The sequence below is a fragment of the Escherichia sp. E13S3 genome (assembly GCF_004212325.1).
GTDB lineage: Bacteria > Pseudomonadota > Gammaproteobacteria > Enterobacterales > Enterobacteriaceae > Escherichia.
In genome coordinates this window covers 149,348-172,672 of sequence record NZ_RHJR01000018.1, presented here as the reverse complement: position 1 = coordinate 172,672, position 23,325 = coordinate 149,348, and the positions used below count along the sequence as shown (strand labels likewise).

Annotated in this window: 23 protein-coding genes and 1 pseudogene; 12 read left to right on the top strand and 12 right to left on the bottom strand. The window is 49.5% G+C overall.

Annotated elements, in window-relative coordinates; genetic code table 11:
* Nucleotides 1–3: 3 nt before the first annotated feature.
* The 4 genes and pseudogenes from D9597_RS18475 to D9597_RS18460 form a co-directional block, all read right to left on the bottom strand.
* Nucleotides 4–1,089 carry a CfaE/CblD family pilus tip adhesin gene (locus D9597_RS18475; RefSeq protein WP_130223856.1) on the bottom strand — a complete coding sequence of 362 codons (1,086 nt, stop codon included), beginning with the start codon at nt 1,087–1,089 and terminating at the stop codon, nt 4–6.
* Nucleotides 1,086–3,770 (bottom strand): annotated as a pseudogene (locus tag D9597_RS18470) (TcfC E-set like domain-containing protein). The gene D9597_RS18475 and the pseudogene D9597_RS18470 overlap by 4 nt, the downstream one beginning before the upstream one ends.
* Nucleotides 3,771–3,872: 102 nt before the next feature.
* Nucleotides 3,873–4,373, bottom strand: coding sequence for a CS1 type fimbrial major subunit (locus D9597_RS18465; RefSeq protein WP_130223854.1), 501 nt, complete (start codon nt 4,371–4,373; stop codon nt 3,873–3,875).
* A gap of 26 nt (nt 4,374–4,399) precedes the next feature.
* On the bottom strand, nt 4,400–5,107 hold the full coding sequence (locus D9597_RS18460) for a fimbria/pilus periplasmic chaperone (protein WP_130223852.1): 708 nt from the start codon (nt 5,105–5,107) through the stop codon (nt 4,400–4,402).
* Between the two features lie 294 nt (nt 5,108–5,401).
* Here D9597_RS18460 and exuR point away from each other — a divergent pair, with 294 nt between their 5' ends.
* From exuR to D9597_RS18410, 10 genes are all read left to right on the top strand, one after another.
* Nucleotides 5,402–6,178 carry a transcriptional regulator ExuR gene (gene exuR / locus D9597_RS18455; RefSeq protein ID WP_064529587.1) on the top strand — a complete coding sequence of 259 codons (777 nt, stop codon included), beginning with the start codon at nt 5,402–5,404 and terminating at the stop codon, nt 6,176–6,178.
* Between the two features lie 344 nt (nt 6,179–6,522).
* Nucleotides 6,523–7,185, top strand: a complete 663-nt coding sequence (gene yqjA, locus D9597_RS18450) for a DedA family general envelope maintenance protein YqjA (RefSeq protein WP_064529586.1) — start codon at nt 6,523–6,525, stop codon at nt 7,183–7,185.
* Nucleotides 7,186–7,188: 3 nt separating this feature from the next.
* A complete protein-coding gene (mzrA, locus tag D9597_RS18445; RefSeq protein ID WP_130210390.1) occupies nt 7,189–7,572 on the top strand; it encodes an EnvZ/OmpR regulon moderator MzrA in 384 nt (127 codons plus the stop codon).
* Nucleotides 7,573–7,718: 146 nt separating this feature from the next.
* Complete coding sequence (gene yqjC, locus D9597_RS18440; protein WP_130210388.1) at nt 7,719–8,087, top strand: DUF1090 family protein YqjC; 369 nt, start codon at nt 7,719–7,721, stop codon at nt 8,085–8,087.
* 37 nt (nt 8,088–8,124) lie between these two features.
* Nucleotides 8,125–8,430, top strand: coding sequence for a YqjD family protein (locus D9597_RS18435; RefSeq protein ID WP_130210386.1), 306 nt, complete (start codon nt 8,125–8,127; stop codon nt 8,428–8,430).
* A gap of 2 nt (nt 8,431–8,432) precedes the next feature.
* A complete protein-coding gene (locus D9597_RS18430; protein ID WP_130223850.1) occupies nt 8,433–8,837 on the top strand; it encodes a phage holin family protein in 405 nt (134 codons plus the stop codon).
* Nucleotides 8,827–9,126, top strand: coding sequence for a YqjK-like family protein (locus D9597_RS18425; protein ID WP_130218279.1), 300 nt, complete (start codon nt 8,827–8,829; stop codon nt 9,124–9,126). Before D9597_RS18430 ends, D9597_RS18425 begins: the two co-directional genes overlap by 11 nt.
* A 186-nt stretch (nt 9,127–9,312) precedes the next feature.
* Entirely contained in the window at nt 9,313–9,705 is a 393-nt protein-coding gene (locus D9597_RS18420) for a DoxX family protein (RefSeq protein WP_000732240.1), read from the top strand.
* Nucleotides 9,706–9,952: 247 nt separating this feature from the next.
* Entirely contained in the window at nt 9,953–10,939 is a 987-nt protein-coding gene (gene yqjG / locus D9597_RS18415; RefSeq protein ID WP_130223846.1) for a glutathionyl-hydroquinone reductase YqjG, read from the top strand.
* Between the two features lie 282 nt (nt 10,940–11,221).
* Nucleotides 11,222–11,593 (top strand): DUF805 domain-containing protein, encoded by a 372-nt coding sequence (locus D9597_RS18410; RefSeq protein WP_130223844.1) that lies wholly within the window; start codon nt 11,222–11,224, stop codon nt 11,591–11,593.
* A 30-nt stretch (nt 11,594–11,623) separates the two neighbouring features.
* Here the strand turns inward: D9597_RS18410 and yhaJ are convergent, their stop codons facing one another.
* Nucleotides 11,624–12,520 (bottom strand): DNA-binding transcriptional regulator YhaJ, encoded by an 897-nt coding sequence (gene yhaJ / locus D9597_RS18405; protein WP_001041008.1) that lies wholly within the window; start codon nt 12,518–12,520, stop codon nt 11,624–11,626.
* A 104-nt stretch (nt 12,521–12,624) separates the two neighbouring features.
* Here yhaJ and D9597_RS18400 point away from each other — a divergent pair, with 104 nt between their 5' ends.
* Nucleotides 12,625–13,326: a pirin family protein gene (locus D9597_RS18400; RefSeq protein WP_130223842.1), complete on the top strand. Its 702-nt coding sequence runs from the start codon at nt 12,625–12,627 to the stop codon at nt 13,324–13,326.
* Nucleotides 13,327–13,347: 21 nt separating this feature from the next.
* The gene (yhaL, locus tag D9597_RS18395) at nt 13,348–13,512 is read left to right on the top strand and encodes a protein YhaL (protein ID WP_130210466.1); all 165 of its coding nucleotides are present in this window, start codon (nt 13,348–13,350) and stop codon (nt 13,510–13,512) included.
* A gap of 130 nt (nt 13,513–13,642) precedes the next feature.
* On the opposite strand, the gene cyuA is transcribed toward yhaL, so the two are convergent.
* From cyuA to tdcC, 7 genes are all read right to left on the bottom strand, one after another.
* Nucleotides 13,643–14,953 carry a cysteine desulfidase gene (gene cyuA / locus D9597_RS18390; protein WP_130210816.1) on the bottom strand — a complete coding sequence of 437 codons (1,311 nt, stop codon included), beginning with the start codon at nt 14,951–14,953 and terminating at the stop codon, nt 13,643–13,645.
* A gap of 27 nt (nt 14,954–14,980) precedes the next feature.
* Nucleotides 14,981–16,312, bottom strand: coding sequence for an amino acid permease (locus tag D9597_RS18385; RefSeq protein ID WP_130218289.1), 1,332 nt, complete (start codon nt 16,310–16,312; stop codon nt 14,981–14,983).
* A gap of 277 nt (nt 16,313–16,589) precedes the next feature.
* Complete coding sequence (gene tdcG / locus D9597_RS18380; RefSeq protein WP_130223840.1) at nt 16,590–17,954, bottom strand: L-serine ammonia-lyase; 1,365 nt, start codon at nt 17,952–17,954, stop codon at nt 16,590–16,592.
* A gap of 69 nt (nt 17,955–18,023) precedes the next feature.
* Nucleotides 18,024–18,413 (bottom strand): enamine/imine deaminase, encoded by a 390-nt coding sequence (locus tag D9597_RS18375; RefSeq protein ID WP_064529572.1) that lies wholly within the window; start codon nt 18,411–18,413, stop codon nt 18,024–18,026.
* Nucleotides 18,414–18,426: 13 nt separating this feature from the next.
* Nucleotides 18,427–20,721 (bottom strand): 2-ketobutyrate formate-lyase/pyruvate formate-lyase, encoded by a 2,295-nt coding sequence (gene tdcE / locus D9597_RS18370; RefSeq protein WP_130223838.1) that lies wholly within the window; start codon nt 20,719–20,721, stop codon nt 18,427–18,429.
* 33 nt (nt 20,722–20,754) lie between these two features.
* Complete coding sequence (gene tdcD, locus D9597_RS18365; protein WP_130223836.1) at nt 20,755–21,963, bottom strand: propionate kinase; 1,209 nt, start codon at nt 21,961–21,963, stop codon at nt 20,755–20,757.
* Between the two features lie 25 nt (nt 21,964–21,988).
* Nucleotides 21,989–23,320, bottom strand: a complete 1,332-nt coding sequence (gene tdcC, locus D9597_RS18360; protein ID WP_130210806.1) for a threonine/serine transporter TdcC — start codon at nt 23,318–23,320, stop codon at nt 21,989–21,991.
* Nucleotides 23,321–23,325: the final 5 nt, after the last annotated feature.

Here is a 23,325-nt window from a genome sequence, read left to right as displayed (position 1 = left end):
GGATTAATTGATGGTTGGTAAGGACGGAGTAAATATTACCGACAATTTTCCCATGTAGTACCCCGCCTGTTTGTCCATCACACTAAATTTATCGACCGCCAGGGTTAACGGCGTGGGGACACACATCACAGCATAACGAATGCCTGGCAGTACCACCGGGCGTACTCGCTTCAGGTTGATGCTGTTCCAGACCATATTTTCATTGTTGCGCACATCTATTTGCCCGCCCGTTTCCGGGTTATACATTTTTACCCGATAGTCGATCCGTTCTGCGTCGTCAGTGGTTGTTCCTCCCTGACGATATATAGAGAAATAACCATCCCTGCGTCCTGCTGCCGGGCGACCTTCATCTTTGAGCTGGATTTCATAGCTGATGGCATTACCGTTAAAGCCATCGTACAAACACATATCCAGCATCGTCAGATCTTGCGCATAGTTGCTGCCATTAACGCTGCCCGTCGGGTGCAAGTCTAGCTGTACTCGAGGCGTGGCGTGGGCGAACTCCGGGAAAAACACGTCGATATGGTTGGGGTCAAGCGTATTCAGGGTAATATCCGCGAAATAGTCCTGGGATGGACTATTCAAATGCAGTTTTACCTGTCCTTTCCAGACACCACCAATTGGCAGTTTCTTCATTTCTGTCTGCTCAAGGTAGAGGGTTAGCTGTTTTCTGTCTGCGTCGTGTGGCCCATTTTCGTCATAGCAAGTTCGCCCACCACTATCATTTAATGGGCGTTGCCTGTTATAACCCGCTTCACCGCACCCTACCGATCCCGTTTCTGAGGTGATAACCTTTTGAAAACACTTAAGTTTCACCGGCCAGCGCATACCGCTACGCTGTTCAGTGAGATAAATTTGTACAATGGATATTGAACCCGAGGTAGTACAAGTTTGTTGAAGATTGGCATAATTACATTCGTACCACATGAACATATTTTTTCCGGGCGGCTCTTCGTTGTCCCAGAAGTAATAATCCGCTCTGCCAGACGCCAAATCGTACGTAATTTCACTGGTCACGTTAGGAGCTGCCTGAACGCCAGTAAGCGCGCCAAACAAGCTCAATATCGCCGCAATCAATCGATTTCTCATGGTGCAACCTCCCTTTGCGCCGTCTGAACGTTTCCACGTAATTTAGGCTGTTTCAACTGTGCCTGAACCTGAATCGACTCCGGTAATTGTGAATAAGTCACCACACTACATGTGACATCTCCGCTGTAACGAATGCTGACGCGTTTCTTCTGCACGCTCAGTGGGCATTTCAGAAACTCATGGCCGGAAAGCAGATAAAGCTCTTTCTCCTGACTATTAATTTCGAGGGTAAACCCACCGTCATCTGCCAGGAGCAGCATGGCGCTGTTCAGACCCACAATCGGGAATTTTTTCACCGATGCCGGGAGTAACAAGCGACCGATATAGTTGTAATTAAAGCTGGCTGATACTTCGCGATAACGTAATTTACCGGGCAATAGCATTAACTCACGATTCCCGGCACCGTTAATCACGTTGGTTGTCCCTTGCTGATTTCCCTGGTTGCTGTCGCTGACGTCCACAAAACCAGGCTGGAAACTGCCATAAGGGAAAAGCGCAGTGTCATTGGCACCAAGCTGCATTGTGCGACTTCCTGCCACCCGAGCTTCCAGTTGCATCTCCTGACTCTCTTCGTCACCTTCGGCAAAACCTTTGACATCTACCAGCACCGCCCCCAGTAAATCGTCGGTTCCGCTGGCACCTAAATTGATGCCGTAACGGCTGACCGCAAGCGTTGAACTGTACGTTCCGGTAAATGCGGTGAGATGATCGCGCTCATTACGGTCGTAACTGTCAGAAACCGTACCGTAGAGATTGCCGTATTGACCATCCAGTCGCCCATGAACCGCGCTGTTAATGGTGTCGGTGTTAAGGCCACCCACTTCCACTCCCAACTCTTTATGGCTAAAACTGTCGTTATAAAAAGTATGCGATACTTGCCACGAGGTCTGGTCACCGTCCTGATCGCTGTGACGATAATCGGTGGTCACATTGGTCGAATGACTATTGTTATTGCTGTCCATGGCTGGCGTATCAGAGAGCGATAAGGTCAGATAGACACCGTTATCATCGTTATCATTGCCATCATCATTACGGTGGAAAACACCGACCGAGGTACTCAGCACCCAGTCGCGCATGACAAAAGCGCGTGAGGCGCTTAGTTGTACGGTTTCCGAGGTATTTTGTGCCGTAGTTTGGCGTAAGTAATTATTTTCAAAGCTTTCCTGTTTATCCCAGAGGAAGTTATCATCAGTATGGTTTTGCGTGCGGCTATAACCCAGCAACATGTTCCAGCCAAACAGATTTTGCGATATCGTCGCGGAAATACTTTCGTAGCAGCTTAACGCGTTGTAATTATCATTACTGCTGCTTGAACAGGAATCACCTTCCGAATTAGTACGATAGAACCCTAGCGTCGGCCATCCTGCCAGGCTCCAGTTAGCCTATTGCATATCGCCCTTGCCGCCATCATCATTACGAAACACACTCGCACTGACGTTTAAATTTCCCGCTCCGCCAAAGTCAGTATTCCAGTTATTCCCCAGTTCAAACGCATTTATGTCATCTGCATTCGCCAGACCTGCATAAAGTTCATAACGGGGATGCAATGGCAGCCGTAAACCCAGTTGATAGACAGCACTGGTGTCATCTGATGATTCAGAGGTCGTCTGCCCTGCCTGTAAAAACCATTGTATTTGCCCGTCTGTCAGACCACCTGTTTTGGTGAATGGCACCATCTCGGTACGCGTAAGTTGGTTATTTTCATACACTTTTAACGCGACGTTGTAGCTGCCAGAAGGGAAAGAAGTGGTATCAATAAACTGTGTACCGCTATTCAGGTAGAAAGAACCTAGCAGTTGTTCATTGCGCCAGGCATCGACACGAGCATTACGTGACAGCAGCAACATCACAGGCGTTCCCTGCTGACTTTGTGCCTGGTTCAGATAACTCAGTGTCGAACCCACGCGCATTCCGTCAATTGCACCGAGCGGTAAAAAATTAAAAGTAAAACTGCCACCCTGTGCATTAAATAAGGTACGACTATCCATTCGCCCAGCCTGGGCATAATAGCGACGGAAGAAATCGTAGCGGTAATAGAGGTCGCTGACATCGACGTTAGTATCGCTGCCATCATCGGTGTCATAACCGTTTAAATTCCAGTGACCACCAATATAACTATTTTCTGTTACTCCCAGCGCACCATTACCCTGAATGGATAAAGATTTGTAATCGTCCTGCGCCAACACGTTGATATCCTGCTGATGGAGAAATGCGTTAACCACATTTTTATCGGGAGTCAGATAAAGTGATTTACCAAAATCGGCAGAAAACCATTGTGGATTCAGAAAAAGAGTAACAGAACCTTCTTCATCATTATAAATAATATCAACCGAATCCGTATTCAGATAACCGCAGCCATTATTAGTATGCATGTAGGCACAGGCTAATTCGCCGTGGCGTGCCAGCGGTTGTGATAGCTTTTCTTTTATCGTATTTGCAACTTTTCGGTCTTCAGTATCTAATTCGATCTTATTAAATAAACTCTCTGATTCATTAAACGTTACAGTATCAAGGTTCACCATCGCGTAATATTTGCCAAGGCTTTTCCCTGCAAAGAAAACCTCTATGTATTCCTGTTGCCCTTGAGCAATGACTTCAAACCCGGCGGGGATTTTCGTTAATGCCGCCCGTGCCGGGCTAAGACATGACAGGATCAAAAGAGCCAATATTTTTTTATCCATGGCAAACCTGTAATCCATAAGCAATAAAATTATTCAGCAAAATAAGGGAGGCAATTACCTCCCTCATAGTGCAATTGTAAATCTCAACCTAAAAAAGAGGTATTAGATATCCTGGGAGAGATAAATGCTGACTACGCCACGATAAATACCGGTATCCAGAACACCTTTGGTAGTCTGAGCAAACATCAGGGTTTTAGCCAGAGAGCCGTTAGTTAACGCATCGGAAGCAAAGATTTTGGTTGCGGTAAAAGTGGTTGCCGCATCAGCTTTAATCTCGTCACCACCCCAGCTTACAGTCAGTGGAACGATTTTGCTGGCGTCCAGGTTGTGAACCAGCTGAGCTGGAGAAACTAACTGCATTTTGACGTTTTTGGTGGTGTCATTTGACCAAATTTTGGTCATCAATTGGTAAGATTGCAGACCCTGACCTGGCAGATATTGCATCTCTACTGCTTTCGGCAGCGCGGTGTTGTCGCTCTGAGTCATATCCAGAGCAGCATCAACGTTGGCTGTTACAGTAATGTCTTTCTGTACAGCTAACGCTGAACCGGCAACAGAGAACATTGCTGCAACGAGGAGAGATTTTACAAATACCTTTTTCATTACTATTCCTTTATTTAAAAAACACATTAATGAATTACTAGTTCAACTTCACCGTTGTCTTTAGTGATCCAGTTATTATATTTGACCACAATTTTATTGTAGCCAGATATGCTGTCTAATGTTCTTACTTGTCCTGGAAAGAGATTTTTGTTTACCGTCTGTGTCTTATAGGAACCGGTATTACAATAATCAATGGTAAGAATTTTTACACGCTGATTCCCTTCATTAAGCAACTCACCACTGGAATTCGTTTTTAAAGCAATAACAGGATTCTGTGGGGGAACGCTTACAACGATCCCCCAAATTAAATTAACTGTTAACTGCATAGAGAGATTTTTTTTATCCGTGGCAACGTCATCAATACTGGGAACCGCTTCAAATTTAACGCGATAATTTTTCTCTTTTTGCTCTGGTTCCATTGCGACAAAGCGCACGGTTTTGCTGCTACCCGCTGGCAGCGCGAACTTAGGCGGCATCACTACCAGATGAGTGGCATCCCCGGATTTTATTTCAACTTCCTGCTCTTGAGGCGTTGAAGGATTATCAATACGAAATACCGTCGCTTTAATATATTGGACTTCGTTCGTTTTCGATATTACGCGAACGCTTCCTTCTCCCTGACTGTTAATTGAAACCGCCATAGGGTAGACGGTCATATTTGACTGCGCAAAAAAAGGAGCGAACACGAATAAAAGCGGCGTAAGCCGTGATAAGAGGTTAATTTTCGCCACCATATAGATTTGATTTTACAATATTGCTTCCAAAAGTTAGCGCATTAGAAATGTATATTTATTGTAAGTCAATATAAAAAAGCATTTTTAGTTAAAATTAAATTTAAAAGCAAAGAATCAACTTACTGAAATATAGTAATTTTAACAATAGTGACACTTAATTTTTAGGAATTTATAAATATTCACAATATGAATTAAATACATTATTTCAATCAATATATTTATATATGAACAATGGCATACCCATAAACAAAGTGGTATGATAACTTTGTCCGCATTCCACTCCGGGAGACGCATATGGAAATCACTGAACCACGCCGTTTGTACCAACAGCTCGCCGCTGACCTGAAAGAGCGCATCGAGCAGGGCGTCTATCTGGTGGGTGATAAACTGCCCGCCGAACGTTTTATTTCTGATGAAAAAAACGTCAGCCGCACCGTGGTTCGTGAAGCCATCATCATGCTTGAAGTCGAGGGCTATGTAGAAGTACGCAAAGGCTCGGGAATTCATGTGGTTTCCAACCAGCCTCGCCATCAGCAGGCGGCGGACGCGAATATGGAATTTGCCAATTACGGTCCGTTTGAACTGCTCCAGGCACGTCAACTTATCGAAAGCAATATTGCCGAGTTTGCTGCAACCCAGGTAACGAAACAGGACATCATGAAACTGATGGCCATCCAGGAACAGGCGCGCGGCGAACAATGCTTCCGTGATTCCGAGTGGGATTTGCAGTTTCATATTCAGGTCGCATTAGCGACGCAGAACTCTGCACTGGCTGCTATCGTTGAGAAAATGTGGACCCAGCGTAGTCATAACCCGTACTGGAAAAAATTGCACGAGCACATTGATTCCCGTACCGTCGATAACTGGTGTGATGACCACGATCAGATCCTCAAAGCGTTGATACGCAAAGATCCTCATGCCGCCAAACTTGCAATGTGGCAGCATCTGGAAAATACCAAAATTATGTTGTTTAACGAAACCAGTGACGATTTCGAGTTCAATGCCGACCGCTATTTGTTCGCCGAGAATCCTGTCGTTCATCTGGATACTGTGGCCAACAGCAGCAAATAAACTCCCATTTCTGACAGGCGCAGCAACGCGCCTGTTCGCTTTATCAGTAAGCGAAAAGTATAAAGTGTCAGCCTGTGTAAATCCTCTCGCCACCCTCCTCTGCAATCAGCAAAATCAGACTCCACGGACATGTAATTTTGATAACGAACAACGTTGACCTTTGTTACAATTAGATTCAATTTGAATTTATGCTATTAAATGTTTTCTTATCTCACGTTTTAACAGGGAATAGTTCAGGCCGTATTGGTGTCTCGACCCGCAATATATACAACAACAGCAATAACCTGACGGGTGTGCATCATTTAAAACCGGCGTGGCGTTAACCGATTCACCAGGAATAATGAATGGAACTTTTGACCCAATTGCTGCAAGCCCTGTGGGCGCAGGATTTTGAAACCCTGGCCAATCCGTCGATGATTGGCATGTTGTATTTTGTCTTGTTTGTGATTTTGTTCCTCGAAAACGGCTTGCTTCCAGCGGCCTTTTTACCAGGCGACAGCTTGCTGGTGTTGGTTGGTGTATTGATTGCTAAAGGCGCAATGGGTTACCCGCAGACTATTATGCTGCTCACTGTTGCGGCCAGCCTCGGTTGCTGGGTCAGCTACATACAGGGGCGATGGCTGGGAAACACCCGCACCGTACAAAACTGGCTATCCCATTTACCTGCGCACTACCACCAACGCGCACACCATCTTTTTCATAAACACGGTTTATCTGCGCTGTTAATTGGTCGCTTTATCGCATTTGTCAGAACATTACTGCCGACCATTGCCGGACTGTCAGGGCTGAATAACGCCCGCTTCCAGTTCTTCAACTGGATGAGTGGCCTGCTGTGGGTGTTGATCCTGACAACCTTAGGTTACATGCTCGGCAAGACGCCGGTATTTTTGAAGTATGAGGACCAGCTGATGTCATGCCTGATGCTGCTCCCGGTGGTGCTGCTGGTGTTCGGCCTGGCAGGTTCTCTGGTTGTTTTATGGAAAAAGAAATATGGAAATCGGGGGTAAAGGATGCAAATACCTCGCATGTCGCTTCGCCAGCTAGCCTGGTTCGGCGCTGCTATATTGCTGGCTGGCACGCTGCTGCTGGCCTGGTCTGCGGTTCGTCAACAAGAATCCACGCTGGCGATCCGCGCCATTCATCAAGGGACGACGATGCCGGACGGTTTTTCCATCTGGCATCACCTTGATGCTCATGGAATTCCGTTCAAAAGCATCACCCCTAAGAATGACACTCTGTTGATTACGTTTGATTCCAGCGATCAAAGCGCCGCCGCCAAAGCGGTCCTCGATAGAACATTGCCTCATGGCTACATCATTGCGCAGCAGGACGATAATAATCAGGCCATGCAATGGCTGACCCGGCTGCGGGACAACTCTCATCGCTTCGGATAACTTCCTGTTATCCGAAACATATCACTCACTTTGGTGATTTCACCGTTACTGTCTATGATTAATAAGGCGGTGGTTAATACCACCGCCTCGTTGTCTGGACAATCGTTCCTCTGTAATGGGTCCGAGTCACAATGGAAGGTTCAAGAATGAAATACCGCATCGCTTTAGCTGTTTCTCTTTTTGCTCTTAGTGTCAGTAGTTATGCCACTACCCTTTGTCAGGAAAAGGAGCAAAATATCCTTAAGGAGATCAGCTATGCCGAAAAACATCAAAACCAGAATCGTATCAACGGCCTGAACAAAGCCCTTAGCGAAGTGCGGGCGAATTGTTCAGATAACCAGTTGCGTGCCGATCATCAAAAGAAAATCGCGAAGCAGAAAGATGAAGTGGCAGAACGCAAACATGATTTAGCCGAGGCGAAACAAAAAGGCGATGCGGATAAGATTGCTAAACGCGAACGGAAACTGGCAGAAGCGCAGGAAGAGCTGAAAAAGCTGGAAGCGCGCGACTACTAATCCCCAATAGTTAATACTTACTCACCTGGAGAAAACTATGTCGAAAGAACACACTACGGAACACCTGCGTGCTGAGTTAAAATCCCTGTCCGATACGCTGGAAGAGGTGCTTAGCTCCTCTGGCGAAAAGTCAAAAGAAGAGCTGAGTAAGATTCGTAGCAAAGCGGAACAGGCACTGAAGCAGAGTCGCTATCGTCTGGGTGAAACCGGTGATGCGATTGCTAAACAAACCCGCGAAGCGGCGGCGCGTGCCGATGAATATGTGCGTGAAAATCCGTGGGCGGGAGTTGGTATTGGCGCAGCCATCGGCGTGGTGCTGGGCGTTCTGCTGTCGCGTCGTTAATTATGGCGGAAACTCATCACGCGCAAGGGCCCGGTAAAAGCGTTCTGGGCATCGGGCAGCGAATTGTCACCATCATGGTCGAAATGGTGGAGACGCGTTTGCGGCTGGCGGTGGTTGAGCTGGAAGAAGAAAAAGCCAATATCTTTCAGCTTTTACTGATGCTCGGCCTGACGATGCTTTTCGCTGCATTTGGTCTTATGAGCCTGATGGTGCTGATTATCTGGGCCGTTGATCCGCAATATCGCCTGAATGCAATGATTGCCACCACTGTGGTGTTGCTGCTTCTGGCACTCATCGGCGGTATCTGGACGTTACGCAAGTCGCGCAAATCCACCTTGCTGCGCCATACGCGTCACGAACTGGCAAACGATCGACAACTTCTCGAGGAGGAGTCCCGTGAGCAGTAAAGTCGAACGTGAACAACGTAAGGCACAACTGCTTCGTCAGATCCAGCAGCAACGGTTGGATCTTTCCGCCAGTCGGCGTGACTGGCTGGAGGCAACGGGTGCCTATGATCGCCGCTGGAATATGCTGTTGAGCCTGCGTTCCTGGGCGCTGGTCGGCAGCAGCGTGATGGCTATCTGGACGATTCGCCATCCGAATATGCTGGTCCGCTGGGCCAGGCGCGGTTTTGGCGTCTGGAGTGCGTGGCGTCTGGTTAAAACCACCCTCAATCAGCAACAGCTTCGCGGTTAACTTCCTCTCTGGCCGGAACTATTCCGGCCTTATCCCTCAAATTTTTTGAAAATTTTTGACAGTTTTCCTTGCTAACAATCATCGTTCACCACGTTTATTATTCTCTCCATCGACAGCAATGACGCTAATACCGCGCTCTTGCAGAAAAAAACAATCAGCAGCCTGAGCGGCGCAGTGGAGAGTAAGATGAAAAAATTAGAAGATGTTGGTGTACTGGTAGCGCGTATTTTAATGCCGATTCTGTTTATTACGGCCGGCTGGGGAAAAATTACTGGCTACGCTGGTACTCAACAATACATGGAAGCAATGGGCGTCCCGGGCTTTATGCTGCCGCTGGTGATCCTGCTTGAGTTCGGTGGCGGTCTGGCAATCCTGTTCGGTTTCCTGACTCGCACCACCGCGCTGTTTACCGCTGGCTTTACACTGTTGACGGCGTTTTTATTTCACAGCAACTTTGCTGAAGGCGTCAACTCGCTGATGTTCATGAAAAACCTGACAATTTCTGGCGGATTCCTGCTGCTGGCGATTACCGGACCGGGCGCGTATAGCATCGACCGCCTGCTGAATAAAAAGTGGTAAGCACGCGCTATACTTAACGATAAAAAAACGAGGGGGAAACTCCTCGTTTCAGATTGTTGACAAAGTGCGCGTTGTTCATGCCGGATGCGGCGTGAACGCCTTATCCGGCCTACAAAAACATGCAAATTCAAAAGATTGCAGGAACTATGTAGGCCTGATAAGCATAGCGCATCAGGCAGTTTTGCGTTTGCCATCAGTCTCAAACGGGGAGAAGCGCTCCTCGTTTTTGCTATTGGAGGAGAGAAAAATGGGTCAACTGATTGACGGTGTCTGGCACGACACCTGGTACGACACCAAATCCACTGGCGGTAAATTTCAACGTTCAGCTTCCGCATTTCGTAACTGGCTCACTGCCGATGGCGCACCAGGCCCCACTGGCAAAGGTGGATTTGCCGCAGAAAAAGATCGTTATCATCTCTATGTTTCACTCGCCTGCCCGTGGGCGCACCGCACGCTGATCATGCGTAAACTCAAAGGACTGGAACCGTTTATTTCCGTTTCCGTGGTGAATCCGCTGATGCTGGAAAACGGCTGGACCTTTGATGACAGTTTCCCGGGTGCAACCGGCGACACGCTCTATCAACATGAATTCCTGTACCAGCTTTATCTCCACGCTGATCCACACTACAGCGGACGAGTTACAGTCCCCGTGCTGTGGGACAAAAAGAACCACACCATTGTCAGTAACGAATCAGCAGAAATCATCCGCATGTTCAATACCGCGTTTGACGCACTGGGCGCAAAAGCGGGTGATTATTACCCCCCTGCTCTGCAAACTAAAATTGACGAACTTAACGGCTGGATATACGACACCGTAAATAATGGCGTCTATAAAGCTGGTTTTGCCACCAGCCAGGAAGCGTACGACGAAGCGGTGGTGAAAGTGTTTGAATCGCTGGCGCGACTGGAACAGATATTAGGGCAGCATCGCTTCCTGACGGGTAACCAGTTAACCGAAGCCGATATTCGCCTGTGGACCACGCTGGTTCGTTTTGATCCGGTGTATGTCACCCACTTCAAGTGCGATAAGCACCGTATCAGCGATTACCTGAATTTGTATGGCTTCCTGCGCGATATCTATCAGATGCCGGGAATAGCCGAAACCGTCAATTTCGACCATATCCGTAATCACTACTTCCGCAGCCATAAGACCATCAACCCAACGGGAATTATTTCGATTGGTCCGTGGCAGGATCTCGAAGAACCGCACGGGCGGGATGTTCGCTTCGGTTAAACAAAGGCACCCTTCGTGGTGCCTCTGGTTGTTGGCTAAGTGCGTGTTGTTATGTCGGATGCGGCGTGAACGCCTTATCTGACCTACAAAACATTGTACATTCAATATATTGCAGAACCCGCCCAGGCCAGATAAGCGTAGCGCATCTGGCGATTTTGCGCTTGCCCTTATCCTTCACAGCGCCTTATTAATTCATCGAGATAATATTTACTGCAAATTCATTCATGTCTATTCTTAATTTGCTGCTTTAAAAACAAGTGATTGAGCAAAATTGAGGCAAAAATGGACTGGTATCTGAAAGTACTAAAAAATTATGTCGGTTTCCGGGGGCGTGCACGGCGCAAAGAGTACTGGATGTTTATTCTGGTCAACATCATCTTTACGCTCGTGCTGGGACTGCTGGATAAAATGCTGGGCTGGCAACGTGCCGGTGGCGAAGGCATCCTGACGACTATCTACGGCATTCTGGTGTTTTTGCCGTGGTGGGCAGTACAGTTCCGTCGCCTGCATGACACCGACCGTTCAGCATGGTGGGTGCTACTGTTCTTAATTCCGTTTATCGGTTGGCTGATTATCATCATCTTTAACTGCCAGCCGGGGACACCAGGCGAAAACCGCTTTGGACCTGATCCAAAACTGGAACAGGAATATTAATTAAGCACCTTGTGAAAGGTGCTTTATAGATTATTTTCCAGCGAACAACTTTGGAATTTCCCGCAGACACCAGGATTTTGCTTCCCCCATACTGTCGCGACGCCAGGCCATAATAATATCGATTTCACTGGTCGATTCCGGACTAACTACACGCAAACGCCCTTCAGCGATATCTTTTTCTACCATCGGGTACGGCATCGTTGCGACGCCAAGCCCTGCCAGCAATGCCTGACGTTTATCTTCAATGGTACTGACCGTCAGGCGCGGTTGTTTATCCAGTAACTGTACGGTCAATACCGGGCGTTCACGAGCAGTATCTGCCACTGCAATTCCGCGATATTTCACGCGCGTCACTTCAGAAAGCGGTTCCGGCTCCTGATGAATCGGGTGATCAGGCGCTGCCACGTAGACGTTCATCAAGGTGTAAAGCTTACGAGAGTTGATCTCCGACGAGGAACGAAAATGCATATCCGGCGCGATAACAATATCTGCTCGCCCCTGTTCCAGCCGCTCCCACGCCCCCGCCAGCACTTCGGTGATGATTGCCAGTTGGGTATTGGCTTTAGCGGCCAGTTTGTCGATCAACGGGAAAAAGGCAGGCGTGGGCACCAGCGCTTCAGTCACGATGGTGAGATGCGTTTCCCAACCACGCGCGAGGGCTTCGGCGTCGGTGGTCAGTTTATCTGCGGCTTCCAGCAGAACACGTCCCCGCTCCAGCAACATCCGCCCGACATTGGTGAATTTGGTGCGATGGCCCGAGCGGTCAAACAGCACCACATCGAGCTCTTCTTCCAGTTTTTGCATGGTGTAGCTAAGCGCGGAAGGCACGCGTCCCAGCTCATCGGCCGCCGCCGCAAAACTACCACGGCGATCGATCGCATCCATAACCCTTAGTGCTTCCAGCGTTAATGCCCTTTCTTTGGCCATTTCGTTCTCATTCAGGAAATTTGAACATACCGGGCAGAATATCTGGCTAACAATGTAGCGTCCAGCCCCTTACCATAAAAGGAAGTAAAGAGAGGTCAAGAATTATGATTACTACCCGAACTGCCAGGCAGTGTGGACAAGCAGACTACGGATGGTTGCAGGCCCGGTATACTTTTTCCTTTGGACACTACTTCGACCCTAAATTGTTAGGCTATGCCTCCCTGCGCGTGCTTAACCAGGAAGTGTTGGCCCCAGGAGCCGCCTTCCAGCCACGTACCTACCCAAAAGTTGATATTTTGAATGTGATTCTCGACGGAGAAGCAGAGTATCGGGACAGCGAAGGTAATCATGTTCAGGCCCACGCCGGTGAAGCCTTATTGCTTTCTACTCAGCCGGGCGTGAGTTATAGCGAACATAATATCAGCAAGGACAAACCGTTAACGCGAATGCAGCTCTGGCTGGATGCCTGCCCGCAACGGGAGAATCCGCTGATTCAAAAACTGGCGCTGAATATGGACAAGCAGCAATTAATCGCCTCGCCAGATGGCGCGAAAGGTAGCCTGCAACTGCGCCAGCAGGTGTGGCTGCATCATATTGTGCTCGCCGAGGGAGAAAGCGCGAACTTTCAACTGTACGGTCCGCGCGCTTATTTGCAATCAATCCACGGTCAATTTCATGCGATTACACATCACGAAGAGAAAGCAGCGCTGACCTGCGGTGATGGCGCATTTATTCGTGACGAGGCTAACATTACACTCGTTGCTGATTCCCCGCTGCGCGCTTTGCTGATAGATTTACCTGTCTAGTTTTTTTACAGGGAGAAGATGATGAGTAAAAAATCGGCGAAAAAACGTCAGCCAGTAAAGTCCGTTGCAGCGAAAGAAACCACCCGCGCTACCAAAAGTTTTGGCTATGAAGAGATGTTGAGTGAGTTGGAGGCGATAGTCGCCGACGCCGAAATACGGTTAGCCGAGGATGAAGCTACCGCATAAAAACAGATTGCCGGATGCGGCGTAAACGCCTTATCCGGCCTACAAAACCAACAAATTGCACAATCCGTAGGCCGGATAAGATGCGTCAGCATCGCATCCGGCATCAGGTATGACATCCGAAATCCGGTGCTTACCTGGCCTTACTGGCCATAATCTCGATAATCTGCCGATCAGTTTGCTGCATTGAATGGCTTGCCAGCGCGCACAGGTTGGCGATTGACTGCTCAACATCATGCGCCACAATCCCTTCATTGCCAGTCACGGCGGTATCATCCAGCGCCATTAACACCGCTTTCCACGCCGCCGACGCACTGGTCGAAACCTTCATCGCGCAACTGTTCGACGCGCCATCGCAAATCATACCGCTAACATCACCGATCATGCTGCTGATCGCCATCGAGATGGTTTCATAACGCCCATCCACCAGCCATGCCATCCCGGCGGCGGCGCCCATTGCGGCGGTCGTTGCAGCGCACAGCGCAGACAAACGCGGTAACTGGTTATGGATATAAATCGCGCTCAAATGCGAAAGCATCAGCGCACGCGCCAGCCGTTCATCATCTGCCCCGAAGTGTTCCGCGACCACCACCACGGGCATTGTTGCGGTGATCCCCTGGTTGCCAGAACCGGAGTTACTCATTGCCGGAAGCGTTGCGCCACCCATACGCGCATCGGATGCCGCGCTGGTACGAATCACAATTGACGAGGAGAGATCTTTCGCCAGCAAACCGCGTGCACACTGTTTTTCCAGCGTCGCGCCAATATGCAGCCCCCAGTTGCCACTCAAACCTTCCTGCGATAACGCGCAGTTTAGTTTCGCAGAATCGAGGATAAAGCGGATAGCCTCAAACGGCACTTCATTGACGAACTTCAGGATCTCGGCCAGCGTCGTTCTGGAGAGCACCGCCAGCGGCGACTCTTGCTCGCCCTCTGCTACACAGGCCTGCTGAGTAAACACCACGCCATTGTGCGTCTCGATATGCACAATGTTGGTATGCCCGCCGACGATGGTGACACAAGCCCACTGCTCGCCGTTCCAGACTTTGGCGCGTGAGAAGAGGATTTCATCGCAAGGTTCCTGGATCTTGACCGAGACTTTCCCCGCCGCCAGCAACGCTTTGGCATCGGCAATTGCCTGCGCCGTTGCGTCTTTCAGCACTTCCAGCCCGGCGTTGGCATTTCCACCTAACGCCCCCAGCGCCGCTGCAATCGGCAGCCCCACCATTCCCGTACCGGGAACGGTGACACCCAGACCGTTCTTCATCAGATTTGGCGAAACCCAGGCTTCTACACGTTCAACCGGACCTTCCAGTTCTGCCGCAGCAACCGCCGCCGCCAGCGCCAGTGAGATCGGTTCAGTACATCCCAGCGCCGGTTTTACTTCCTCCTGAACTGCAAGGATGTAACGCTGCCATAACGGATTTAAAGTCGAATCAAACATAATAAAAACCTTAAAATTTCAGGTAAATCATGAAAATGCCAGGAACGGAGAAACGCAAAGCAACAAACCGGTGATGATAATCAGGTACAGAGAGGCACCTTTGTATTTGTGCAATGCCGGTACTTTGTAAACCAACCACGCCGGGATCAGGCACCCTACCATGCCGAAAATCGGGCTACAGATAGAGGTAAAGCTCAACACTGGCGCATTCAGTACGATGGCGCTCCAGGCCAGTAAAATGGCGAAAATCATGATGCCGCGCTGAACGAGATTTTCGTTAATCTTCTCAGCTGGCATCTTGCGGCGCAGGATGTTCATTACGATCCCTTGCGTTGCTTCGCGAAAGCCTAAATAGACGCCAAAGAACGCTGTCATTACGGCAAAGATATTGAGGATGACGCTGACAACTTTCACCCATGCTGCACCGTCGCCGCTAATAAATTGAGCTGCAATCGCCAGCGCGGAAATATTCTGCTCATAGGCTTTTACTGCTTCGTCATGTCCCATCGCCAGAGTGAACGACACTGCGTAGAAAAAGACGGTGACAAACAGGATCCCAAACGCAATGTTCATCGCCCGCAACGCTTTATGTCGCGCTACTTCGATCGATTTTTCTCGCGAGCGATAGGAAATCACCATCGGGCTTAACGTCTGAATAAACAGAATCGAGGTTAAGGTAAACGGCAGTGTGATAATGGCGTTTTTCACCAGCAGCCCCAGCGGCGGCAGCGAACCCACGTTATACAGATGCCACATCCCGACCATCGACACGCCCAGCGCTGCCACCACCAGCAGTTTGGTCAGCACCATGCCGGTCGAAATTTTGAATAACAGTTTCTCGCCGCGTGAAGAGATCGCTACCAGAATACAAATCAGTACCAGGCCATAAAACGGACTGTCAGACAGCAATCCTTCCGTCACGCCGAAAGTGTGCAGATAGGAGGCGCTATCGTTAGTGATGGCGGTGGAGTAAACAAACATCCAAATAACCAGCATCACAAAGTAAAGTGCACCTAATAAAATGCCCCAGTTTTTACCCAAATAACCACTAATGACACTCGGGTAATCTTTACACTCTGGAGATTCCGCCAGCGTATTAATAAACAATCGCTGAAACAGATACATTGCCGGGTAGCCAATCACTGATGAGAGCAAAAATACCCACAATCCCATCAATCCGACCTGCACCGGGAGAAAAACTATCCCCGCGCCAATTGCCATCCCAATACTCATAATCACCCAACCGGTGTCGGTACTGTCGAATTTGATAGCTTCACGCCATTCACTTTCACTCATTCCAGCACGACCCGCCGGGGTCGAAGCGTCTGCAATGACGCCTTTATTCGTTGCAATTTCCATAAGTTCTCGCTCAATATTTTGTAGGGCTTATTATTTTTTTCGAGCCGCATCAAGGCGATACGCGGTCTACGTTTTTTTGCAGGCGAGTTATTAGAATGAAGAAATGATACGCGTGAGGTCAGAGAAAATCTTCACAATCAAGACTTTGAAATAGCAGTTATGGATAATAATTTTCTATCAAATCAATCTAAGAGAAATAGTTATTCTCTATTTGCGGCAGATCACAATAAAAAAGGGTGCACATTTTGTGCACCCCAGTATAAATGCGGATGAGATATCAGCCGCAGACCACTTTAATGGCCAGTCCTCCGCGTGAAGTTTCGCGGTATTTATCGTTCATATCTTTGCCGGTTTCGTACATCGTCTCGATAACTTTATCGAGAGAAACACGCGGTGCAGAAGTGCGTCCCATCGCCATCCGCGCGGCGTTCACGGCTTTAACAGCATTAATAGCATTGCGTTCAATACACGGAATTTGCACCTGCCCGGCAACCGGATCGCAGGTCAGTCCCAGGTTGTGTTCCATAGCGATTTCCGCCGCATTGCACACCTGCGCCGGGCTGCCGCCCAGCAGTTCGGTTAACCCTGCCGCCGCCATTGAACAGGCCACACCAATTTCGCCCTGACAGCCCACTTCCGCACCGGAAATGGAGGCATTCATTTTATACAGCGCACCGATAGCGCCAGCCGCCAGCAGAAAACGAGCAATGGAGCGCTCATTGAGCGGACGGCGGAATTTATCGTAATAGGCCAGCACCGCAGGAATAATGCCGCAAGCGCCGTTAGTTGGCGCTGTCACAACACGTCCGCCAGCGGCGTTTTCTTCGCTGACTGCCAGAGCAAACATATTGATCCAGTCGATCACGTTCATCGGATCGTTAGAGATATTGTCGCTGGAAACCAGCAAACGCCGCAGCGCCACCGCCCGACGTGGCACATTGAGCGGGCCTGGCAGCACACCTTCGGTATTCATACCGCGTTCAATACCGTCATGCATCACCTGCCAGATACGCGAAAAACCAGCATCAATTTCGGCTTTGCTACGTAGCGCCAACTCGTTTTGCAGCATCAAACCAGAAATAGATAAACCGTTGTAATCACACATTTTCAGCAGCTCACCTGCTGAATGGAAATCGTAAGGGACGAGCGTTTCAACATCCAGTGACAGGCCGAATTGTTCTTCTTCGACAATAAACCCGCCACCGACTGAATAATAGGTTTTGCTTAACAGTTCTTCCTGCTCTTTCCACGCGGTAATACGCATCCCATTCTCATGACGGGGCAGCGTTTCCGCATGGAAAATAATGTTCTTTGCCACTGGGAAATCAACGACATGTGCGCCCGCTGCCACCGGCAACCTTCCGTTGCGCGTCACTAATTCCATAAATGCAGGTATCTCATCAATAACAACGTCCTGCGGACTATTTCCTGCCAGTCCCATGATGATAGCGATATCCGTGGCGTGACCTTTGCCCGTCAGTGACAACGATCCATAAAGATCGACCACAATGTGGCTCGTCGCGGTTAATAAGCCGCTCTTCTCCAGTCGATCAATAAAACTTTTTCCGGCATTCATTGGCCCCACGGTATGAGAACTGGAGGGACCAATCCCAATTTTGAAAATATCGAATGCACTAATCATATCCACACCCTCGGATTGCCGTTCGTGAAGAGGAGCGGAGCGACCCTGCGATCGCCCCGCTCAGGAGCTTTATGCGTTGCGTACCGCGATAGCTTCAATTTCCAGCTTCACATCTTTCGGCAAACGCGCTACCTGCACGCAGCTGCGTGTCGGGTAGGTCGCCTGATGCTCGTCAAAAAACTGCTTGTAAACTTCATTGATGGTGCCAAAGTCATTAAGGTCGGTAATGAACACCGTCATCTTCACGATATCGCCAACGGTCAGCCCGGCAGCAACCACGATCGCTTTGACGTTTTCCAGACTTAAACGCGCCTGATCTTTCACATCCGCAGGGATCTCCCCGGTCTGCGGGCAAACCGGAATTTGCCCGGAGGTGAAGACCATGCTGCCTAAATCAACGCCCTGAACATACGGGCCGATTGCGCCTGGCGCACGTTGCGTTTCGATAATCTTTTTCATACATCCTCCGGCATCAAAGCGCCTGGGTAAAGGTACGTGAAATCACATCCTGCTGCTGTTCACGGGTCAGTGCGTTGAAGCGCACGGCGTAGCCAGAGACACGGATTGTCAGGTTTGGATATTTTTCCGGGTGCTCAATGGCATCCAGCAACATTTCCCGATTCATAACGTTGACGTTGAGGTGCTGACCGCCTTCCACATCCGCTTCGTGGTGGAAATAACCATCCAGCAGGCCGACAAGGTTGGTTTTGCGTACCGGATCTTCTTTGCCCAGCGCCGCAGGGACAATTGAGAAGGTGTACGAAATACCGTCTTTGGCGTAGGTGAACGGCAGCTTGGCAACGGAGGTCAGCGAAGCCACGGCCCCTTTGCGGTCACGACCGTGCATCGGGTTAGCGCCCGGTGCGAACGGTGTTCCGGCGCGACGACCGTCCGGCGTATTACCGGTTTTCTGGCCGTACACCACGTTAGAGGTGATGGTCAGAATCGACTGAGTTGGTACAGCGTTACGATAGGTTGGCAGGGCTTTGATTTTCTTCATAAAGCGTTCAACCAGGTCGCAAGCAATGCTGTCTACGCGCTCGTCGTTGTTGCCATACTGCGGATATTCGCCGTCGATTTCGAAATCCACCGCCAGGCCGTTTTCGTCACGGATTGGTTTCACGCGGGCATATTTGATAGCAGACAGGGAGTCCGTCGCCACCGACAGGCCCGCAATACCACATGCCATCGTGCGATAAACATCACGATCGTGCAGCGCCATCAGTGAGGCTTCGTAGCTGTACTTGTCATGCATGTAATGGATGATGTTCAGCGCGCTGATGTACTGCACTGCCAACCAGTCCATGAAATGGTCGAGGCTGCTCATGACTTTGTCGTAGTCCAGAACGTCGTCCATCAGTGGTGCTGTTTTCGGGCCGACCTGAATCTTCAGCTTCTCATCCACTCCGCCGTTAATTGCGTACAGCAGCGTTTTCGCCAGGTTAGCGCGCGCGCCGAAGAACTGCATCTGCTTACCAATCACCATCGGGCTGACGCAGCAGGCAATCGCGTAATCGTCGCTGTTGAAGTCAGTACGCATCAGATCGTCGTTTTCATACTGCAAAGAAGAAGTGACGATGGAGACTTGTGCCGCATATTTTTTGAAGGCAATCGGCAATGCTTCCGACCACAGAATGGTCAGGTTAGGTTCCGGTGCTGGCCCCATGGTGTGCAGTGTATGCAGATAACGGAAGGAGTTTTTGGTCACCAGGGTACGACCGTCCAGCCCCATCCCGCCGATGACTTCCGTTGCCCAGATAGGGTCGCCGGAGAACAGCGAATCAAATTCCGGCGTACGCAGGAAGCGCACCATGCGGATCTTCATGATGAAGTGGTCGATCAATTCCTGCGCCTGCTGCTCGTTGAGCACACCGGCTTTGAAGTCACGTTCAATGTAGATATCGAGGAACGATGCAGTACGACCCAGCGACATCGCGCCGCCGTTTTGCGATTTCACCGCCGCCAGGTAAGCGAAGTAGAGCCACTGCACCGCTTCCTGTGCATTCTGCGCTGGACGAGAGATGTCGAAGCCGTATTTCGCCGCCATTTCCTGAATCTGCAGCAGCGCATGACGATGTTCTGCCAGCTCTTCACGCAGACGGATGGTGGCTTCCAGATCTTGCCCTTTTTCCAGACGAGACTGGAGATCGGCAAATTGCAGTTCGCGTTCACGGACCAGATAACTGATGCCGTACAACGCCACGCGGCGATAGTCACCGATAATACGTCCACGGCCATAACCGTCCGGCAGACCAGTCAATACGCCAGATTTACGGCAGCGCAGCATATCCGGTGAGTAAGCATCAAATACGCCCTGGTTATGGGTTTTACGCAGATCGGTAAACACGTATTCAAATTCGCTGTCCATTTCACGGCCATAGGCGTGGAATGAACTTTTAATCATGTTGATGCCGCCAAACGGATGCAGCGCACGTTTCAGTGGCGCATCTGTTTGCAGGCCAACAATTTTTTCCAGCGGCTGGTTGATATAACCGGCATCATGGGCAGTAATGGTGGTGGCAATATTGGTATCGAAATCAACCGGCGCATGGGTCGCGTTTTCGATACGAATACCTTCCATCACCTTTTCCCACAATGCCGTGGTGGCTGGCGTCGCTTCGGCGAGGAAGGATTCATCCCCTTCATACGGTGTATAGTTATGTTGAATAAAATCGCGGACATTAATTTCGTTTTTCCAGTCCGTACCTTTAAAGCCAAGCCATGAGTCGGCGTACAGCTTATCGCTGGTATCAATATCTACCTTCATGAAAAATAATCTCTCTACAATACTTCAACTAAATTATGCAAATTCTGCGGGTGCTTTAACTTTGCCTAAATGAATTGCATCTAGCGCAATCATTTTTTCTTCATTAGTCGGAATAACGGCGCAAATTACGCGCGCATTTTCACTGGACACAATTCTTTCACCGTAAGCGTTAGAGCGATTATTCATTTCTGCATCAATCTCTACGCCTAATACAGCTAAATGTTCCATGACCAGACGACGAATTAAACTTGAATTCTCACCTATTCCGCCGGTGAATATAATTCCATCCAGGCGATGTAATGAGGCAGCGTGTCCGGCAATATGACGGGCAATTCGGTGAACAAACGTTTTAATTGCCAGTTGTGCACGTTCATGACCTTCATGCCAGGCTTTTTCCAGTACACGCAGGTCGGAAGAAAGACCGGAAATCCCCAATAGTCCCGATTCTTTATTCACCACGCGTTCCAGGTCGCTAAGACTCTGGTTGGTTTGACTGGCCACCCAGGACATCGCGCCGAAGTCGACATCGCCACTGCGCGTCCCCATCATCAGCCCTTCCAGCGGCGTCATCCCCATTGAGGTGTCCACGCTCTGCCCGTTACGGGCCGCGCAAATAGACGCGCCATTGCCAAGATGCGCCACCACCAGGCCGGAGTCATCTTCCGCCAGATCCAGCAGAGAATGCGCACGCTGGGACACATAGCGGTGAGACGTGCCATGGAAGCCGTAGCGGCGCACCCCCAGCTCTTCGTAATATTTCCACGGCAAGCCGTATAAAAACGCTTCCGGGGCCATTGTCTGGTGGAAGCTGGTATCAAATACTGCTACCTGAGTTACGCCAGGAAATAATTGCTGGGCCGATTCAATGCCACTTAAATTGGCGTAATTATGCAGCGGCGCCAGTGGAGAAACGCGACGGATATTATCAATGACTTCATCGGTAATAATAGCGGACTCGGTAAAAATACTGCCGCCGTGAGCGATGCGGTGGCCAATTAAGGCCACGCTGTCATTTAAATTCCGCTTTTCCAGTTCAAACGCAATTGCCTTCAATGCACCTTCGTAGCTGTGGTGAGCCAGCGGTGCTGGCTCTCCTCCATTTACGGATAAGAATGCATTTTCCGAATTAATACCGTCGGCAATACCTGACATTAATACTTCACAGTTCGAGGCATCCAACACGGAAAACTTAATTGAAGACGAACCACAGTTAATAACCAAAACAACCGGAAATTCATTCATCTCTTTTCTCATCCTGAGTTACGGATTAAAACAGTTTGTATACGATGTTCAGGATGGTCAGCAGACCAATCACGGTAACAAACACGTTATCCAGACGACCACGGTATTTCGCCAGCGACGGCGCTTTACGGATGGCATACATCGGCAACAGGCACAGCAGTGAAGCGATAATCGGCGCGCCCATGGCTTCAATCAGGTCCAGAATGTTCGGGTTGGCGTAAGCAACTACCCAGGTGGAACCCATGATGAAGATCATGCTGATGGTGTTCAGTTTGCCGGAAGACACTTTCGTCTTATCGCCTTTGTAGCCGAACTTCAGTACCAGACCGTTCAGACCTTCCAGCGTTCCCAGATAGTGACCGAAGAAAGATTTGAAGATAGCAACCAGTGCGATGATAGAAGCGGCATATTCCAGTACGGTGGCGAACGTCGATTTCTCACCGGACATGGAAGCAAAGTGGTTAGCCAGATAAGAAAGCACCGGAATGTTCTGTGCTTTTGCTTCCGCCATGTTTGCCGGAGACAGCGTAAACAGGCAGCTGAAGGCAAAGAACATGACCACGGCAACCATCAGCATGCTGGCACGGGAGATGATCTGTGAGCATTTCTGCTCGGTGAAGTCGCGACCGAAGTCTTTCTCATACTCTTCACGCTTAGAAACCACGAAGGAAGAGACGATTGGCGAGAAGTTAAAGGAGAAGACCATGATGGAAATCCCCAGCCAGACGGTAATCAAGATACCGTCATGACCGGTTAACGTCAGCGCACTGAGGTCAACTTGATCAATAACAGCAGAGTTCCAGTAAGGGATCAGTGACAGAGAAATCAGTACCAGGCTGGCGATAAATGGCCATACCAGGTAACTCATCACTTTAACCATCAGATCCTTACCAAACCAAATGACGAACGCCATCAGCAGCAGCAGGAACAGCGCCACGAAGCCGCGGTTCAACGCCGCAAAGCCAAGCTGGTTTTCCCAGAACGTCATAAAGGTGTTGGTAATGGTTACGCCATAAATCCACAACAGTGGGCAAATCGCGAAGAAGTACAGGAACGTGATGACCACGCCACCCGTTTTACCAAAGTGCTCTTCCACCGTTTCCGTAATGTTGCCGGAAGGGTTAGAGCCAGAAAGACACAGACGCGCCAGCGCCCGGTGGCAATAAAACGCGATGGGGTATGCCAATACCAACATCAGAAGAATCGGGATCAGTCCGCCAAAACCTGCGCGGATAGGGAAGAACAGCACGCCGGCACCAATAGCTGTGCCGAACAAACCCAACGTCCATGTGGTATCTGATTTACGCCAGGACGATTGTTTTGTCTGGCTGGATACAATGCTATCTGAAGTACTCATATCCT